General features: G+C 55.9%; 15 protein-coding genes. 3 read left to right on the top strand and 12 right to left on the bottom strand.

The features are described 5' to 3' along the window. On the top strand, window positions 1-263 hold a 263-nt coding region (locus NWQ23_RS05160), incomplete at its 5' end, for a hypothetical protein (RefSeq protein WP_306165185.1). 169 nt (window positions 264-432) lie between these two features. On the opposite strand, the gene NWQ23_RS05155 is transcribed toward NWQ23_RS05160, so the two are convergent. From NWQ23_RS05155 to NWQ23_RS05100, 12 genes are all read right to left on the bottom strand, one after another. Next, window positions 433-780 carry a hypothetical protein gene (locus NWQ23_RS05155; RefSeq protein ID WP_306165184.1) on the bottom strand — a complete coding sequence of 116 codons (348 nt, stop codon included), beginning with the start codon at window positions 778-780 and terminating at the stop codon, window positions 433-435. A gap of 72 nt (window positions 781-852) precedes the next feature. Further along, entirely contained in the window at window positions 853-1,548 is a 696-nt protein-coding gene (locus NWQ23_RS05150; RefSeq protein WP_306165183.1) for a TorF family putative porin, read from the bottom strand. Between the two features lie 103 nt (window positions 1,549-1,651). Further along, entirely contained in the window at window positions 1,652-3,127 is a 1,476-nt protein-coding gene (locus tag NWQ23_RS05145) for an aldehyde dehydrogenase (protein ID WP_306165182.1), read from the bottom strand. A gap of 17 nt (window positions 3,128-3,144) precedes the next feature. Next, a complete protein-coding gene (locus tag NWQ23_RS05140) occupies window positions 3,145-5,634 on the bottom strand; it encodes an FAD-dependent oxidoreductase (protein WP_306165181.1) in 2,490 nt (829 codons plus the stop codon). A 50-nt stretch (window positions 5,635-5,684) separates the two neighbouring features. Then, a complete protein-coding gene (locus NWQ23_RS05135; RefSeq protein WP_306165180.1) occupies window positions 5,685-6,983 on the bottom strand; it encodes an FAD-binding oxidoreductase in 1,299 nt (432 codons plus the stop codon). Window positions 6,984-6,986: 3 nt separating this feature from the next. After that, window positions 6,987-9,575, bottom strand: a complete 2,589-nt coding sequence (locus NWQ23_RS05130; protein ID WP_306165179.1) for an FAD-dependent oxidoreductase — start codon at window positions 9,573-9,575, stop codon at window positions 6,987-6,989. A gap of 61 nt (window positions 9,576-9,636) precedes the next feature. Further along, window positions 9,637-11,040 (bottom strand): NAD(P)/FAD-dependent oxidoreductase, encoded by a 1,404-nt coding sequence (locus NWQ23_RS05125; protein WP_306165178.1) that lies wholly within the window; start codon window positions 11,038-11,040, stop codon window positions 9,637-9,639. Continuing rightward, window positions 11,037-11,702: a TetR family transcriptional regulator C-terminal domain-containing protein gene (locus NWQ23_RS05120; protein WP_306165177.1), complete on the bottom strand. Its 666-nt coding sequence runs from the start codon at window positions 11,700-11,702 to the stop codon at window positions 11,037-11,039. Before NWQ23_RS05120 ends, NWQ23_RS05125 begins: the two co-directional genes overlap by 4 nt. Window positions 11,703-11,708: 6 nt before the next feature. Next, on the bottom strand, window positions 11,709-12,809 hold the full coding sequence (locus NWQ23_RS05115) for an ABC transporter ATP-binding protein (protein WP_306165176.1): 1,101 nt from the start codon (window positions 12,807-12,809) through the stop codon (window positions 11,709-11,711). A 4-nt stretch (window positions 12,810-12,813) separates the two neighbouring features. Further along, the gene (locus NWQ23_RS05110; protein WP_306165175.1) at window positions 12,814-13,644 is read right to left on the bottom strand and encodes an ABC transporter permease; all 831 of its coding nucleotides are present in this window, start codon (window positions 13,642-13,644) and stop codon (window positions 12,814-12,816) included. After that, complete coding sequence (locus NWQ23_RS05105; protein ID WP_306165174.1) at window positions 13,641-14,552, bottom strand: ABC transporter permease; 912 nt, start codon at window positions 14,550-14,552, stop codon at window positions 13,641-13,643. The genes NWQ23_RS05110 and NWQ23_RS05105 overlap by 4 nt, the downstream gene beginning before the upstream one ends. Before the next feature lie 45 nt (window positions 14,553-14,597). After that, a complete protein-coding gene (locus tag NWQ23_RS05100; protein WP_306165173.1) occupies window positions 14,598-15,719 on the bottom strand; it encodes a PotD/PotF family extracellular solute-binding protein in 1,122 nt (373 codons plus the stop codon). A 587-nt stretch (window positions 15,720-16,306) separates the two neighbouring features. On the opposite strand from NWQ23_RS05100, the gene NWQ23_RS05095 reads away from it, so the two are divergent. Together NWQ23_RS05095 and NWQ23_RS05090 are read left to right on the top strand one after the other, a co-directional pair. Then, entirely contained in the window at window positions 16,307-17,050 is a 744-nt protein-coding gene (locus NWQ23_RS05095; RefSeq protein ID WP_306165172.1) for a cupin domain-containing protein, read from the top strand. A 32-nt stretch (window positions 17,051-17,082) separates the two neighbouring features. Further along, window positions 17,083-18,363: an NAD(P)/FAD-dependent oxidoreductase gene (locus NWQ23_RS05090; RefSeq protein WP_306165171.1), complete on the top strand. Its 1,281-nt coding sequence runs from the start codon at window positions 17,083-17,085 to the stop codon at window positions 18,361-18,363. Window positions 18,364-18,847: the final 484 nt, after the last annotated feature.

The following is an 18,847-nucleotide window of genomic DNA, read 5'->3' as shown; positions in this document are numbered from 1 at the left end:
AAAAGTGCCCATGGATTGCACACACGCAGAATACAAATGTTTGGTTGTCGTGCCCTTCTGTTTATGCGTCGATAGATGCGAAGAAGAAGCTCGCTGTCGCAATAGCTGCGTTGTTGGATATTCCTGTATCTCGAATGGTCCGCGATCTGATTTGTGCGGCCATGTCGCACTTTTGCTTCACAACAATTTGGGCATATCGCTCCCCGAAAGGTGAAGACAGGCTAACGTCGGTGACAAAAAAGGGTTATAAACTTGCTCGCTAGTCGATCGCTTTTGCCCCTACTACAACCCATCAACCATTGCTCTTGAACTTAGCGAATTACGGAAGCTATAGGCACGATTTTGCCCTTTCGTCTATTCATTCTGGCTCAGTGGCAGGCCAAATAGCCCGCCACAATTGTAAGGGATCTAGTCTGTCTAATTGCGAAGAAATCAGTCAATCGTCCATGTATACGATCCGTCGGTATATGATCCGTCGCCAACACTGGATACTGGGCCACAATCAAGGGCTGGCTCTTTGGTATATCGCACGCAAACATTGTCACCGCGGATCAGCCATTGGCCAGTATCGGTGCCATAGACTTCGTCTTGGTAAGAAGTTGTTCCATCGGCATTGTAGCATTGCGTGCCGTCCGTGGGGCCGGTGTAGGTCAGGCACTTTCCGGCATGGGTATCAATAAATTCCTGTCCGGTTAGTTGTTGCGCCGTTGCAGGCGCTGCAAACAGCAACAGGCTTAATCCGGCAACTGGCAAAGACCAGTTTGTCTGGGGTTTTGTCATGGTTTTTCTCCTCAATGTCTTGTGAGCCTTACGCATGATGCGGCCAAGGCTGGCCACACCATGAAGGACCGCTTAGTAGTCGAAAGACAGCATCGCGACGATCAAACCGTCCGCGCCCTCGATGAAATCACCAGTTTCATCAGAGTCGTGATAGGTTAGATCTAGGGTGATATTGTCGGTCAGCGCATAGGTGCCGCCGAACGACCAATAGTTCCATTCATCAGCACCATCGATTGCAGAAGAGACCGATCCATAAGAGGCCGCAATTGCTAGGCCTGGCAGATTGGTGAAATAATCCACATCGACTGATAGATCGGTGGTTTCGAATTCGGGCGCATAGGCGACGTTGCCAGTGACATACAGTTGCAAATTGACGGCATATCCGGCGCTGATCAGATACTCTTCATAGGAAATTGTGTCGTCAGGTGGCGGGAAGGTGCTGTCTTGGAATGTATAGTAGGCAACAGCGAAATCGTAATAGAAGGCATCGACCTCTCCACGATAGCCAATGTAGTAGTCTACTTCGCTGTCAGCAAATAGCAGGTTCTCGTCACCATTTGTGGCCCACACACCCCCATAGAGACCGCCATAGCTAAGCTCGACATAAGGCTGCACAGCAGGTCCATCAGAGAATTTCAAGCCTTGTGATACATATTCTGAGACGACAGCAAAGCCAGCATTGACGCCGAATTCCTGTGCCGTACCGGCCGTTGGTGCTGCAACCGCCAAGGCTGCCAAAGTAGTTGTTGTCGCGTAGAGAGTCCGCATGATAAGTCCTCGTTTCGTTGGTTTGTGTTGCTTCTCAAAAGGTTCATGACCTAACGACGGCGTGTCGGGTGCAACCGGCACGCCACCGTTCCTTTCCCCCGGATCAGGCGGTCAGATCGATCCAGATCGTTTTCAGCTCGGTGTACTGCTCGTGGGCATGAATGCCGTTGTCGCGGCCACCAAAGCCGGATGCCTTGAAACCCCCGAATGGCGTCGAAATCTCGCCTTCGGAGTAAGTGTTCACGCCAACCGTTCCCGCCTTCAGCTTGCGCGCATAGCGGTGGGCCTTACTGATGTCGGACGTGTATAGCGTTGCCGCCAGCCCGTATTCGGTGGCATTGGCAAGTGCGATGGCTTCTTCATCGCTTTCAGCGCGGGTGACGCCCACGACGGGACCAAAGATTTCCTTCTGGAAGATGTCCATATCCGCGGTCACTTCAGCGAAAATCGTCGGCTGGAACATTAACCCCCCGGCCCCGGATCCGCCGGCCACAACACGCGCACCCTGCGCTTTGCCGGTTTCCACTAGGCCCGCCACCTTTGCATAATGTGTCTCACTGACCAGCGGACCGTTGCGTGTCTCGGGATCAAGCTGATCACCCAACTTCCAATCCGCGATTTGCGCTGCCATAGCCGCAACCAGATCATCATAGACGTCTTTATGCGCGATGATCCGGCTGTTGGCGGTGCAGTTCTCGCCCATATTCCAAAAGATCGCGTTGGCCTGAATACCAGCGATCCTTTCGATGTCTTTGGCGTCGCTCAGAACAACTGCTGCAGACTTGCCACCCATCTCGAGGCAGACCTCTTTCATGTTGCTTTGTGCGGCATACTCGAGAAACCGGCGCCCCGTCGCAGTAGACCCAGTAAAAGTGAGCGCATCCACATCCATGTGGCGACCCAAAGGTTCACCCACATCCGGTCCCATGCCTGTTACCACATTCAGAACGCCAGGCGGCACGCCAGCTTCGACAGCAAGTTCAGCGAGGCGAAGTGACGTCAGGCTGGTATCCTCAGCCGGTTTCACCACAACCGAATTGCCAGTGGCCAAGGCCGGCCCGATCTTCCACGCCATCATCATCAAGGGGAAATTCCAAGGCAGCACCGCCGCCACGACGCCGACAGGTTCGCGCACGATCAATGCAACAGCATCGGGGGACGTCGGAGCGATCTGGTCATAGAGCTTGTCCTGAACCTCGCCATGCCAGCGGATGCACTTCGCCGTTTCCGGCACGTCGATCTCCAGACAATCCGTCACCGGTTTGCCGGCATCAAGTGCCTCCATCACTGCCAGTTCCTCGCGGTTTTCCATGATCAGATCAGCCAGTCTGGCCAGTACTGCCTTGCGGGCACTAGGGTGCAAATCAGACCAGACGCCGCTTTCAAATGCAGCTTTGGCAGAGGCGACAGCGACATCCACGTCGGCCTGATCGCAGGCAGGAAGTGTTGCGATGACTTCACCTGAATAGGGGTTCTTGGTTTCGAAGGTGCCGCCATTGACCGCAGAACGGAACGACCCGTCAATAAAGACACCGGTAGGCAATTTCAGCGTATTCGCGATAGAGTTATAGGCGTTCATCTTCTTCTCCCGTTCAATTATTGCGCCGCATGGGCAAAGGTTTCCTGATCCGCCCTGGGGCGCAAAGCCTTAGGGTCATACATCGGAGCGAGGCTTGCCTTGGCGTCATAGAGGCGGCCCGCGACTTCGATTTGATAAGTGGCGGCCAACATCTGGGCAGCGGGCTCGCCGGGATGGGTGCAGGGCACATAGCCAAGCCCGACTGCCGCGCCCAGCGCATGCCCATAGCCACCTGAAGTCAGGAAGCCGACAATCTTGCCGTCACGCAGAAGCGGTTCGTTATGGTGCAGATGAGCAGATGGATCGGCTAGTTTGAACTGTATCAGGCGCTTCTCAAGACCGGATTCACGCTTGCGCAAGACCGCCTCACGCCCGAGAAAATCGCCGCCATTGAGCTTATCGGTTTTGACCGCAAAGCCCAGACCCGCCTCCAGAACGTGATCCTCGTCGGTAATGTCGTGGCCGAAATGCCGGAAACCTTTTTCAAGTCGACAACTGTCCATGGCATGCAACCCGCACAGCTTCAGCCCATGCGGTGCACCAGCCGCGAGGATCTCTTCAAAAACATGGGCGGCCTGATCGGCACTGATGTAAAGCTCCCATCCCAATTCGCCCACATAAGTCACGCGGTGGGCACGCGCAGTGCCCATTCCGATCTCGATCTCGCGCGCGAGACCGAAGGGATGGTGGTCGTTCGAGAAATCATCGGGCGAACAGCCCGCAAGAACTTCACGTGCGAGTGGCCCCATAAGCGGCAGAACTGCCTCTGATGCGCTAACATCCAGAATGACGACCGAAGCATCTCCTTGATGTTTACGCAGCCAAGCTAGATCGCGCTGCAATGTGGCTCCGGGTACGACAAGGAAATAGGCAGTCTCTGAAAGGCGTGTCACGGTCAGATCACATTCGATCCCGCCACGACTATTGAGCATTTGCGTGTAGACAATGCGTCCAGGGGGCACGTCCATTTGCGCGCCGCACATCTTTTGTAGAAAGGCGCAGGCATCGCGTCCCTCAACCCGGATCTTGCCAAATGACGACATGTCAAGAAGGCCGACCCCGGTGCGCAGCGCCATATGCTCCGCATACTGGTTGGCAAACCAGTTCTGCCCGCCCCAGTCATAACGATATTCGCGCTCCTGTCCCTCATCGGCAAACCAGTTCGCGCGCTCCCACCCTGCAGTTTCACCAAACACCGCACCACGGGATTTGAGGTGTTCATGCAAAGGCGAACGGCGGACACCGCGTGCAGTGACGGGCTGGCGGAAAGGGTAGTGATCGGCATAGAGCAGGCCCAGCGTCTCGGTCACACGTTCACGAAGGTAGCGGCGGTTTCGCTGGAAAGGCTGCATCCGGCGAATGTCGACCTCCCACAGATCGAACGGAGGCTCGCCATCATGCATCCATTGTGCGAGCGCCATGCCCGCCCCACCTGAAGAGACAATCCCGATGGAATTATACCCCGCCGCGACCCAGTAACCACCCAGTTCCGGCGCCTCACCGAGATAGTAGCGATCATCAGGGGTAAAGGACTCAGGGCCATTGAAGAACGTATGAATGCCCGCCTCTGCCAGCATCGGCATCCGTTCGCAGGCGGCCGCGAGGATCGGCTCGAAGTGATCAAAGTCCTCTGGCAATTGGTCAAAGCAGAAATCTTCCGGGATCCCGTCCATGCCCCATGGTTTGGACTTGGGTTCAAAGGCACCCAGCAGGATTTTACCGGCGTCTTCTTTGTAGTAGGCACATTCATCCGGCACCCGCAGGACCGGCTGCGGTGTCAGGCCCTTAATGCCTTCGGTAACTATATAGAAATGCTCGCAGGCATGCAGTGGCACGTTCACCCCTGCTATTGCACCCATATCGCGAGCCCACATGCCGGCACAGTTGACCACCAGATCGGCGGCGATATGGCCCTGCTCTGTACAGCTTTGCCAGTTTACGCCGGTTACGCGACCATCGGCCTTGGTCACATCGGTTACCTTCACATCCTCTGCTATCAAGGCGCCCAGATTGCGAGCACCCTTCGCCATGGACAGTGCCACATTGCTGGGGTCTGCCTGTCCGTCGTGCGGCAGGTATACGCCCGATACGACACCGTCGATGTTGATATGGGGATAGCGTGCCTTGACCTCGGTTGGGGACAACTCCTCTACCTCGACACCATAGACGCGGGCCAATCCGGCAGAGCGCAGCAACTCCTCGCGACGATGCTCTGTCAAGGCGACAGTGATCGATCCTGTTTCGCGAAAGCCTGTCGACAGTCCCGTTTCCGCCTCAAGCCGCCCATACAGATCGGTCGAATACTTGGCCAGCCGCGTCATGTTCTGGCTGCCGCGCAACTGGCCGACAAGGCCTGCTGCATGCCATGTTGTGCCGCTGGTCAGCTTCTTGCGCTCCAAGAGCACAATGTCTTTCCAGCCCAGTTTCGCCAGATGGTAGGCGACGGAACAGCCAGATACGCCGCCACCGATAATGACCACGCGGGCCTGTTGGGGAAGAGGGGTCATCGTCTGTTTGCCTTGCTATTGGGACGGGGTGTGAAACGGATTGGCCTCATTTATTGCTCCACCCTGTCGAGGACGCGAAAGGCTGCGACGGTGGCGGCCATGCCGACGCGGCGAAAGCGTTGAAAAGGGATCGGCGATGCGCGGGTGACTGGAAACTCCAGCGACGCCTCCGGATGGCCCGTCACCCAATCAGCCAAGACTTTACCCATTGCGGTCGCCATGCCGACACCGCGTCCGTTGTAGCCAAGCCCAGCCATGATACGCGGCGCAACGCGGTGCAGGCCCGGCAGATGGTCCCGGGTCAACGCGACATCACCTCCCCAGGCATACTCCCAGGTCGCATTCGCCAGTTGCGGGAAAAGCCGCATCGATTGCGCGCGCAAGTCTTGCTGACACGCGCGGATCGATCGCTCGGACGTCGCCCCGCGTCCGCCCATAATGAAACGCCCGTCTACATCCTTGCGGAAATAGAGCAGAAGCCGTTTCGTGTCTGACACTGCATGACCTTCAGGCAGGATGGATCGGGCGATATTGTCGGACAAAGGCGCGGTCGCGACCTGAACGGAAGTGACGGGCATGACCGAACGCCCAAGGGGTTCTGCAAGATCGCCTGTATAGGCATTGGTACAGACCAGCGCATGATGAGCAGTGACCCGACCCGCAAGAGTGGTCACGACAACACTGTCGTCAGCGGACAATATCTTGGACACTGGACTTTGCCCGTAGACTTTGGCGCCTGCCCGCTCCGCAGCAGCGGCAAGCCCAAGTGCATAGTTGAGCGGATGCAGGCTACCGCCACGCCGGTCGATCAAGCCAGAACGGTAGGCGTCAGTTCCCAAAAGATCGCGCAATTCGTTCGACACAACTTCGTCAACATCGGCACCACGCGCACGCCACTGCGCCCCGATGCGGGCCAGTGCTGCCTGCGACTTGGATGAATGAGAGGCACGTATCCAGCCGGGACGGCGCGGATCGCAAGCGATACCGTGCCGCGCAATCAATCCGAATACCAGATCGCCGACACCGCCAGAAAGCGCGACCACCCGGCGACCCATTTCGGTCCCATAGTGGGCCTCGATGGCGTCAGGGCCTTCTTTCAGACCCGGATTGACCTGCCCACCATTCCGCCCCGACGCTCCCCAGCCCGGCGTCTGCGCCTCAAGCACGACAACCCGCACACCGGCTTCCGCCAGATTGAGCGCAGCGGACAAACCGGTAAAACCTGCACCGATAATGACGCAATCCGTTTCGATCTCTCCCTTGAGCGCCGACCTTTCAGGGGCGGCATGAGCCGTATCAACCCAAAGGCTGTGGGCCAATGCTTCACGTTCCTGGAGGATCGTTTGCATTGCTCAGGCCGCCTTTGCTGTGGCCACAGGTTCCGCAAGGAACGCATCGAGCGGCGCAAGGCTATCGGGGTCGCCCGCTGCTTCAAGCGCAAGGAAATCAATCGCTGCGACCTCGTGTTTGGTCATCCGCGCCAGAATTGCGCGGTCATTTTCGGGCGCCATAGCCTCAAGCGCTTTGAAATCGGCAATATACTGCGGGAAATCCGCGCGCATGTCGTCCAGTAAGGCATCCCAATCCTGTGGGCCATCTTGTGCAGCCCTGCGCCCCTGCTCCGCAAGAACCTCATCTGCTAGCGGCGCCAGACCATAGCGATCAATCAACGGACGCACGATCCGCGCTGTGTGACGTTCCATCTCTGCCAGCCGCAACATTTTTTTCTGTCGCGCACCCGTGAAGAAGTCAGCGAGCGCAAGATACCAAGCCTCGCCGGAGACTTCTTCTTCATAGTACTTCTGCAATGTCAGAAGATACCGGGCGTCGACCGTTTCACGCGGCACAATGTTCGGCAGAACCTGAGCTTGTGTCTGTGAAAGCAATGCCCCGACGTCAGGCCGGTCATGTTTCATCGGTTCGTCTATATCAACTTCCTCGTCGAGCTCTGTCGCATAGCGGTGACCCGCGTAGACGGCCGCGGCAATGATTGCGGGCGCTTCGGCATCACCGATCCGGTTGAGCGTAAATGGCAGTCTGCCGACATCACCATCCACTGTTGCCAAAATCTCGTTGTATAGTTCGTCATTGGGGGTGCGTTGGGTGACCATCACTACGGCTGCCGCATCAAGAGTTTGTTCGACCCCGGTATATTCACATGCCAGCGTCGCCTTGGCCCCGTCAAATCGGGTCAAGGCATGAGCGGTCACAATTTTGACGCCCAGTTCCATCAGATGCGTGCGGATGCGCCAGCGTTCCGAGGTCATCTCGGCCCAAGCGGATACACTGTCACTTTCGGTGACATAGGTGACGGGATGCCCCGCCTTGATCACCGCCTCGGCAATGACACCGGCCATGTAGTAGTTATCACCATCAAAGACGACAGTTGGCCCCTCGGGCAGCTTGCCGTCCATGATGTCATCTGGTGTAAACACCTCTGCATCGTCGATTGTGACGCCCACATAGCGTTTCCCGTCGAAACGGGTCCGGTTCCATGTGGCACCCGTCGCAATGGCCACATGATCCGCTTCTGTTGCAAAGACATCCTGTGCTGTCAGGCGGCTTTCGCGGAACACTTCGACATTCAGCATTTTCAGCAATTGCTGTTCGCGGTAGTCACGCACGCGGATGTATTCGCTCATCCCCGGCAATGCGGCTTCGCGGGCAACACGGCCACCCAATGTGCGGGTCGCTTCTGACAGCATGACGTTGTAACCGCGCAACCCCAAAGCACGTGCCGCCTCGAGTCCCGCAGGGCCAGCGCCGACTATCAGGACGCTAGCATCTGACTTGGCTGTGGCTGCCTTTTCGGGGTGCCAACCCTTGCGCCATTCTTCACCCATCGTCGGATTCTGGGTGCATCGGATTGGCGTACCCGTGCTGTCACCGGAATAGCAAATATTGCAGCCTATGCATTCACGGATATCCTCGAACCGACCTTCTTCGACCTTTTTGGGGAGAAACGGGTCGGCAATCGAAGGACGTGCAGCGCCGATCAGGTCGGTGATACCGCGCTTGATCTGGCTTACCATCGTATCGGGCGAGGTGAAGCGTCCTACGGTGACAACAGGTTTGGTTGTTACCGATTTGACCCACTGCATGTAGGGCTCAAGCGCACCTTCCTTGGTAAAGCGGGATACGCCCATCTCAAGGCTGTAATCAGCGATATTGATATCCCAAAGATCAGGCAAATCCGCCAGCATCTCGAACATCTCACGGCGTTCGCCGTATTCTGGCTGACCGTCGGCACCTATGGTTTCATCAGACTTGAAACGCACAGCAACGGCACAGCGGTCACCGACAGCTTCCTTGGTTTCCTCGATCAACTCACGGATCAGTCGGACCCGGTTTTCAAGGCTGCCGCCGTATTCGTCACTGCGTGTGTTGATTGCGGGATCAAGAAAATTCGCCAGAAGATAGCCATGGGTTGCATAGACATAGACCACATCAAACCCAGCATCACGCGCACGCAAGGCAGCCTTTTTGTGCCAGCGCCGCAGAGTCTTGATATCGGTTTTGTCCATTGCCCTTGTCTGGAAAGGCTGCCCTGCCAGATTGGGCATCGACATCACATCCATCGAGGGCAAGCGGGTATACAGGTTGGCCGACCGCGCACCCGAATACCACAATTCAGCCCCAGCTAGCGATCCGTGCTCGTGCACCATGTCAGTCATCAATGAATGCGCGCGGATATCACTGTCATCCCACAAGGAAGCGGACACATGTGGCAGATCATCCGATGACGGATGGATAGAGTTGTATTCGGTACAGATCACACCCCAGCCACCCTCTGCCTTCATACGGCGCATATGGGCAAGTGTTTGAGGACGCAGATAGCCCATGCCAGTACAATGGGGCACTTGGTAAAAGCGGTTTTTGGTCGTAACCGGGCCGATTTTCAGCGGCTCAAACAGGATATCATATCTTGGATCGCGGGACATGTTGAATGCTGCCTTTTAACTACAGATCAATCGGTGGGATACTTTGGAAGACTGGCCTGGACTATTCATCGCTCAAAACCTCCAGCATGCGTTGCCGTTGGTCTGCACGGGCTTCGCATGAGTTGCAGACGCCCGGCCCACCCAGCACATTGATGACCTCTCCTGCGATGGCATCACCGCTTAGATGCGCACCGGACATCAGGGCCTTGTAGCGTCCTGCGACTGCCTCTCCTGCAAAGAACACGCGATCACCCAAAGGTTCGGCTAGCGTGCGCCGCGACGCAAAGCGGCCCGGCTTGGCTGCGGCATAGGCACCAAGTGTCAAAGGGTTCGTCGCCCAATCGGTCATGATGCCCTTAATGAAATGATTGCGCGCGCTGCTCCCCATCATATTGGTAAATTCACCAAGTGCGAAATCAACAGCCTCGGCCTCGGACGCGCGGGACAGATTCCAGCCGAATTCGCCCCCGACAAAGCCGACAGCAACATCGATGCCCGCGGGCCATGTCAGGAAAAAACAAGCCTCGGCGGGAACGACGTTCGGTACCGCGTAGGTGAGAAAGTCATTGTCATTCAGGCCAAACCGCTCCCCGTCAAATTGCAAGGCTATCTTGGTCAGGAGTCCCATTGGCACTTCCGTGATTGCCTCGGACTTTTCTGCAGGCAGCGCTGGAGTGAATTTGATTGCATCTGAGGCAAGTACACCTGTCGAAACCGTGACAATGCAGGCTGCCGCGGAGATCGTGCCATCGGTCGTTTGCACACGCACGCCCTGCCCGCTCCAGTCAATCTCGCGGACGGTGACTCCAGTGCGGATAGGCAGACCCTGAGCATGTTCTGCAACGAGTGTGCCCAGCCCCTCCTTTACTAGATAGTTGTAAGCATAGCTGCCATAGGAATTCATATCGCCCGTGGAAAGATCGGCGAAATCGACGCCGAAATCCAATGGTCCGATCCAGGTTTGCGCCGTGGCGGAGTATGCGAAATCAGCATCAATACGAGAGGCTGCGGAGACATCGCCAGTACCGTATACCCGCGACTCAATATGGTCGTATGCACGGTAGTAGTTGCTTAATTCAGCAGCGCTTGCTGGGCGGTCGCCGATATAAAGTGCTTCACCCGCATCGTCGTGATCAACGAGGGTAAACCCGAGATCCCGCGCGAGAGCGACATGCGGTACACCGTTGCGCGGTCCCTGCAGCCATGAACAACCCCGATCGAACGGCACACCGAAACTCTTGGTTTCGGTATATGCCCTGCCACCGATCCGGTCAGCGGCTTCGATCACAACAACAGTCTTGCCCCCGGCAATGACACGCCGCGCCGCAGCAATTCCCGCCGCACCCGCACCAATTACTATCACGTCGGGATTGGCCGGAGTGGCGCGTGCCATCACGGGCCACAGGGCCGCACTCGCCGCCGATGCAACAAATCCACGACGTGAAAAGGCGGCATTCGCTTTCATGCGTCCGCACCTTGTGGTCTGCCGTAGTGCTTAGGAAACTCCGCAATCAGAAGCGCACCCATCTGCTCCATGCAGTATTCGCGCGTAAATGTCTCCGGATAGAGCAGAGCGTTCAACCAAAGCCCGTCGCCAAGGCTTTCAATCATATCAGTCATGCCCACTGCGTCAAAATCCTGCCCCTCAGGCGCAACGCTTTCACAAAGTGCGGCAAGCACATCACCACGTTCATCATCAAATGACTCAACGATCTGGCGGTAGAAAGCGCGGTATCGGGCATCGCCAAAAAACGCGAACCAGACAGCGACTTTCTTAGGGTTGAAAATATGCGGGTCAAAGCTGGACATCGCCACTGCCCAAAGCTTTTGGGCGGATGTCATCGTTTCATCGGAGTGTTTGTCAGCCCAAGTGCTGCGCACTTCTTGTGAAAGATGGGTCAAGGTAGCCTTGAGCAGGTTGTCCTTGCTTTCGAAATGCAAGCTGACGATCCCCATTGAAAGACCGGCTCGGCCCGTCACAGCGGCCATTGTCGTACCGGTTATCCCCCGTTCTGCAATGCAATCAATGGTCGCTTCGATCAATTGCGAGCGGCGCACCTCTTTTGGAGCGGTACGGCGTTTCACTTTGTTCTTGGACCTTGGCTTCGTTTCGGCGCGGATATTCATTTCTTCTTACCTTTCAAGCACTATCAGCGCGTCGTCAGACCACGTCAGCCAGACGGGGCGGCCAATCGTTGCTTCTTGGGGTTTATGCATTCGGATGTTCTGGGTCGAAATCGCGATCGGCGTATCGCAACCAGGCACACGCACTTGGTAGTGGCTGCGCTCACCCAGATAGGTTGTTAGTGCGATTTCTCCGGCAATGGCTTTCGAGCCGTTCACGGGTGCTGTATCGTGCAAAACCAGTTTCTCGGGCCGGATCGCCACGCTGACCTTGTCGCCTTCTGTCAGGGTCGTTCCTGCGGAAGGAAAATCCAGCCTGCCGATACCCTGCACATCCAGATGGGCGTGCCCGTTGACGCAGCCTGTAACCTTTGCGTCAAGGAAATTCATATTCCCTATGAAGCTGGCCACATCACGCGTCTTTGGCACTTCATAAAGGGCGCTGGGGCTGTCCACCTGCAAGACCGCGCCGCCCGACATCACTGCGATCCGGTCAGAAAGTGTCAGCGCCTCTTCCTGATCGTGGGTCACGAAGACGAAGGTGATCCCGATCGCACGTTGCAAACGGCGCAGCTCCATCTGCATCTGTTCGCGCAACTGCTTGTCTAATGCGCCCAAGGGTTCATCCAACAGCAGGACCTTGGGCTTCAATATCAGGGCCCGTGCAAGAGCTATTCGCTGCCGCTGGCCACCGGACAATTCATGACCACGACGCTTCCCGTAGCCCGATAGCTGCACAAGATCGAGCATTTCATCAACCATCTGGTCCTGCTTGGCACGCGGCAGTTTCAGTTTGCGCAGTCCGTAGCCAATGTTTTGGGCGACATTCAGATGGGGGAAAATGGCATAGTTCTGGAACACCATGTTTACTGGACGGCGATAAGGCGGCACATCCGACATGGGCTGCCCATCAATGAAGATTTCGCCCGACGAAACGCTTTCGAACCCAGCCAGCATCCGCAACAGCGTCGTCTTGCCACATCCGGACGCCCCGAGCAGGGAAAAGAATTCACCATGGGCGATGTCCATCGAAACACTATCAATAGCGCGGAACGTACCATAGGACTTGCCCACATTGCGGATCGAAATGAACGCGTCATTGGTCGTCATTGGGTCAGCTTCCTGCATTTGTGGCCGAAACCTGTTCGCGGACCACACCCAAGCGCCCGATCCACAACGCGACGAAAACCAACACGAACGACAGCGCTAGAATGATCGTCGACAGTGCAAGTATTGCGGGAAATTCTCTGGGAAACCGCAGTTGGGTCCAGATGTAGATCGGAAGGGTCGTGTCAGTGCCCGACAGAAAGAAGGTCATGATGAATTCATCAAAGGATATTGTGAAGGTCAGCAGAAGGCTTGCCACAATTCCCGGGGCGACCATGGGAAAGGTCACGCGCCAGAAGGTCCACCAGCCGTTTTCGCCAAGATCGGCAGAGGCCTCTTCCATAGAGCGGTCAAATCCTTCGAACCGCGGCAAGAGCGTGGCGATCGCGAAAGGCAGGCAGATGATCAGATGTCCGAACGCGACGGTATAAAGCGAGAGCGGAATGCCTAGACGGCTGACCAGAACCAGCAAGGCCACGCCAAAGATCACGCCCGGTACAATCAACGGCAGCATGGCGAAGGTCACGATCGCACTTTGGCCCGGCATCCGGTAACGGGTAATCGCGCGTGCCGCTACAACGCCAAGGCCGGTCGAAATCACTGAAACCCATAGGCCAACTGTAAGGCTGTTCTGCAACGCGGCCCAAACACTCTCGCGGGTCCAAAGGTCGACATACCATTGAATGGTCAACCCCTGCATCGGAAAGCGCACATAGATGGAGTCGTTAAAACTGAACAAAGGGATGAACAGCACCGGCAGGTAGAGCACGATCAAGAAGACGATCGCATAAACCTGCAACGCACGGTTGGGCTGTTTGATGTATGTGCCCTCTTTCATGCCAGATGGTCCTTTGCTTTGCGCGTGATAAACAAGAAGACCAGCGCCAGTGCAGCGATCCAAGCCATTAGCACGATGGACAGTGCGGCCCCCATCGGCCAGTTGTTAACGGGGCCGAATTGCAGCTGGATCAGGTTGCCGATCATCACCCCGTCTGGCCCACCCAACAGCGCGGGCGTAATGTAGTCACCCGTGGTGGGAATGAAGATCAGGAAACTGGCCGCAATCACACCCGGCATGGACAGCGGAAGCGTAATGCGCATGAACCGTGTAAAGGGGCCATCGCCAAGATCGGTCGCGGCCTCGAGCAAGGATTTGTCTATTTTTTCGAGCGAGACATAAAGCGGCAGGATCGCAAAGGCAGCCCAAGCATGGGCCAGCGTGATGACGACAGCAGTCTGGCTGTAAAGCAAGAACTCAAGCGGGGCTTCGATCCAACCCGCAGAGAGAAATGCAGAGTTGATCACGCCTTCGTACCCCAGGATCACGCGCCATGCAAAAACGCGCAGCAGATAGCTGGTCCAGAACGGCAGGGTCATCAGAACGATCCAGAGCATCTTGTTGCGATGCACATGGAAAGCAACGTAATAGGCCATCGGATAGCATAAGAGCACCGTAATGAAGGTGGCCAACCCAGAAATCATGAATGACCGCGTCAAAAGCGTGCCGAAAATCGGCTCTGTTGCCGCGCGCTGGTAGTTGGCGATGGTCGGCGTCATATCAAATCCGAAGCCGTCGCGGGTCCACAAACTCATGGCAATCAGGATGATCAGAGGCACCGCGATCCCGATCAGGAGGACGATCAGCGCGGGCGACATCAAGGCATAGCCACGCGCCGCCTCGCTACGCTGGAACCACGCCGCCAATTTGCCGCGTCCGAAAGACCTAGCGTCAGGGACACTTACCATGCAGCGCCCCTGTCACGATATTCGTCCGGGCTCGCGGCCATCTGATCAGAACCCTGCCTTGATCAGCTCATAGGTCTCATTCATCCGGCTTTCCCATTCCTGTTCCTGTGGAATCGAGAAATGGCCAGCGTCCAAGATGTCGCGCGGGTTCGCACTAAGCCCTAACGCCTGCAGTTCTTCATCGGTAAAGCCTTCAAAGGACTTTGCATTGGAATGGCCGTAACCATAGGCGCCGATCATATATTCGCCCGCCTCGACGCTCAGCATGCTGTCGATGATCTCATAGGCGCGATCGAGGTTGGGCGCCTCTGTGTGTATCATCAGGCCGCAAACCCAAGTTAGCGCTCCTTCTTTGGGTTGCGCAAAACGCACGGGGATGCCTTCATACTGCAACTCGACGGCGGTGCTATTCCACGTCATTGCAGCTACCATCTCGCCAGAGGAGAGGGCCTGCCCCAATGTTGTTGTATCATCGGTGTAAACGCGGACCAACGGGCGCTGCTGGCGCAGCGCGGCAGATGTCTTTTCAAAGGCCATTTCGCTGGCGATCTGGTCAAATGGCACCCCAGCCTTGATCGCGGCACACCACCAGGCATCACCGCCAGAGGCCAGCATGCCGATCCGTCCGGCATAACGTTCATCCCACAGAATATCCCAGCTTTCTTCACCTTCGATCTCGACCAGATCGGTGCGATAGGTCACGGATGTACCGCCCCAATCGAATGGCACCATCCAAGGCCTGCCATCTTCTGCCTGATTGCCCTCAAGCGCGACCAGTTCCGGCATCACATCACCCCAATTTGACAGACGCGTGGTATCGATCGGTTGGAAAAGACCCGTCTGCGACCAACGGACCATATCTGTGTGGCAGGGATGGGCCACATCGACAATGAAACCGCTGCGCATCCGGGTTAACGCGTCTTCAGCCCCGCCAAAGACAGCGAAGTTGGGCAAAGCGCCATTGGCGGCTTCGTAGTTTGTGTGAAATTCGGGAACGTCATAACCGCCCCATGTAAACAGCGTGCCCTGCCCGCTCTGGGCGGCCGCGCGGCTGGCAACAAACGGAGTTGTCATCATGCCGATGCCAAAACCAAGCAGGGATTTCTGGAATGCGCGGCGCGACAACTTGCCTGTCTTAACCGCATTTAGTTGATCAATCACGTCCATGTAGAAGTCTCCAATCGCGAAGTTTTTTCTTCTTGGGGATCACTCAATGCATCCGAGTGATGCAGCTAAATGAATGATCATTCACTCACTAAGTTTGATTAACGAAATACTCACGTCAAGCACTGATTAGGAAATCTCGAAAACATCAGTTAAATATGACAATTATGATGATAATTTGAGCACGCTGAAGAAAAATAGCTAACGGACACCACCATATTCTGAGAGCTTTCGAGGCAATTTTGCGAATCTTCACTCCATAGATCCCATTCAATCCAGTACAATCGCCCTCCTCAAAAGGCCTGATAGCCACGGCTGCGGGCGGAACACCAAACACGCGCAAGACGATAATACCTCCGCAAAATATATGCTCTTGAATGCTTTTTTGCCGAAAGCTTCTGTTCGACACGTCTCGAGCGACCTTCTTGAAGCCCAAGACTTCACCCAACTAGATGATTTTTGAATGAATAGACATTCATTCATTGATTTTCATCCTGACCTGCGCCATGGATGTGGTGAACCTGACAGTGCCATGACGACAAAACCTATAGAAAACATGATTTCAGGCAAATCCGCCGTGAAAGGACCCGATGACCGCAATTCCTCGTGTTATCCGTATGACCGAAAATGGCCCGTCAGGACTGACTCCGATGGACCTTGATCTCGCAGATTTCCAATCTCCACTGCCCCAGCAGGCTGTCCATGTATATTACAGCGACACCGCGCGCGGCCTGCATGTTGGCGTCTGGGAAACCTCGACGATGCAAGAAGCCTTTGGCCCCTATCCGGGCGACGAGTTCATCATCGTGCTCGAAGGCCAGTTTTCGATACGCGACGCTGACGATAACGGCGTGCCCGCCACAAAGGGACAACTGGTCGCCTTTCGAAACGGCATCCCTGTCAGTTGGAAACAAGACGGATACCTCAAGAAATTCTACATCACCCTGCTTGATCCGGACGCCGAGACGCCGCGGATCGATTCAGCAGACGGTGGCGTAATTGTCATTGACCCCACTGACGAACTGACCGACGCCGATATCCTGCAAGATGCGGAGGGGGCCGTCGAAAGGGAACGTGAATATTTCAATAATGATGCGGAAACCATGACCGTGGGTCTTTGGGACAGCGAGGCTTTCAAAGGTGCGATGTCACCATTTCCATCCCACGAGTTCGTGTACATGGTCGCAGGCGAAGTCACGATCATGGAACCCGGGGGGATCAGTCAGACGTTTACCGCTGGTGATGCATTCTTCGTGCCGAAAGGCACTGAATGCAGCTGGCATGTCCCCAAATACATTCGCAAATTTTTTGCCGCTGTCGATCACGAAGACTAAATTCAGACGCCCTTTTTTGCCGGAGTTCTCCCATGTCCACATCCACGAAGTTTGCAGCATTGCCGACAAATCCCGACGTTATCGTGATTGGCGCAGGGTCAGCTGGAATGGGTGCGGCAAGGCGCCTGATCAAGGGGGGCAAATCCGTTATCGTGATTGAAGCAGCCAACCGTATCGGTGGACGGGCTTGGACGCAAAGCGACAGCTTCGGTGTACCGGTAGATATGGGCGCGTCGTGGGTATCGAGTGCGAACAAGAACCCTTTCACCAAGATCGCCCGCAAAGCAGGATTTCATCTGGTCGAACACACCCATGCGGAAACCGACCTCTTTCGCCTTGATGGATCGCGCGCAGACGCGCGGGACCATAAGGAGTATCAAGAGAACTTTCGCGCCATGCAGAAAAGCATGAACAAGGCAGGCAAGAAAGGGCACGACGTGCCCGCATCTGAAGTGACACCAAACGATCTGCCTTGGATGGGCGCGATCCAGTCGTGGCTTGGTCCAATGGACTATGGCGTAGATTTCGACCAGATCTCGACCCTTGACGACTGGCACGGGGAAAGCGACCAGCCAAGCTACTTCGTGCGCGAAGGACTAGGGGCGGTGGTTGCCACCCGTGCCGAAGGCTTGCCCATCAAGCTAAACACGACCGTCACCCATATCGACTGGAGCGGCGACGGCGTCAGAATTGAAACGAACAACGGCACGCTCAGCGCCAAAGCCTGCGTCATCACCGTTTCGACGGGAGTCCTTGCTGCTGGCAATATTCGATTTACGCCTGAACTGCCCGCTGCCAAGATGGAAGCCGTGCATAACTTGCCGATGGGCCTGCTGGTCAAGGTGCCGATGATGTTCGATGGCGCCCGGCTTGGACTTGGGGAAAACAACTGGGTCACTTATCAGGTCCCTAATGAAATCCCTGCAAAAGCTTGCTATTTCATCGCATGGCCTTGCGGCCATGACTATCTGTTTGGGAATATTGGCGGCAGACTGGGCTGGGACCTCTCACGCGAAAAATCTGATGTGACCGTCGATTTCGCGATGGAAGAACTGGTGAAACTGGTCGGTTCCGACGCACGCAAGCACTTGATCAAGGGGTTCCGAACAGATTGGGCGAATGACCAGAACACGCTGGGGGCCTATGCCGCCGTGAAGCCTGGCCACCATGGCGTGCGAAAGACATTAGAGGCCCCTCTAGCGGACCGCCTGTTCTTCGCCGGCGAAGCAATGGGCGGCGCCTACCCCGCACTCGTGAGCGGAGCATACCTGAGTGGCAAACGCACCGCGCGGAAAGTCTGCAAAGTGATTTGATCGAGGCAACAAAGAACTGTCCTACCTTTCGGACGCGGCACAGGCCTCCATTTGAACTCAATGATGGCAACAAAATGTAGAGAACTAAACCAACGCTCACACAGGGGCGCAATCCAAAAGTCAGGTCCTCGCCGGTGCTACGACGCAACATCCGCTGCAGTACGCCACCCCCACGGACGCCAACGCCCAATCCACCGCGCCCGAACGCGATTTCACATTGCACTCGACGCCATCTAACTCATTGACTCAAAATATAAGCCCGTCCACTCGATCAATGGTTCGACCATTACATGCCAGCACCGTAGATCTACGCAATTGGTTGCGGGGTGATTTACACCTATCCGGCTAAGCCTTTGATTTTTCAAAGACTGGATTGGCAGAGGTTGTTTACGCCCTTGCAAGTCACTGAAATAATTAGTCTTTTATAATTTTTTTGGTTGCGGGAGTAGGATTTGAACCTACGACCTTCAGGTTATGAGCCTGA

The sequence above is a fragment of the Yoonia sp. genome (genome assembly GCF_030731595.1).
Lineage (GTDB): Bacteria > Pseudomonadota > Alphaproteobacteria > Rhodobacterales > Rhodobacteraceae > Yoonia.
The sequence above is the reverse complement of the archived record's forward strand: the minus strand, read 5'-3'. Positions and strand labels throughout refer to the sequence as shown.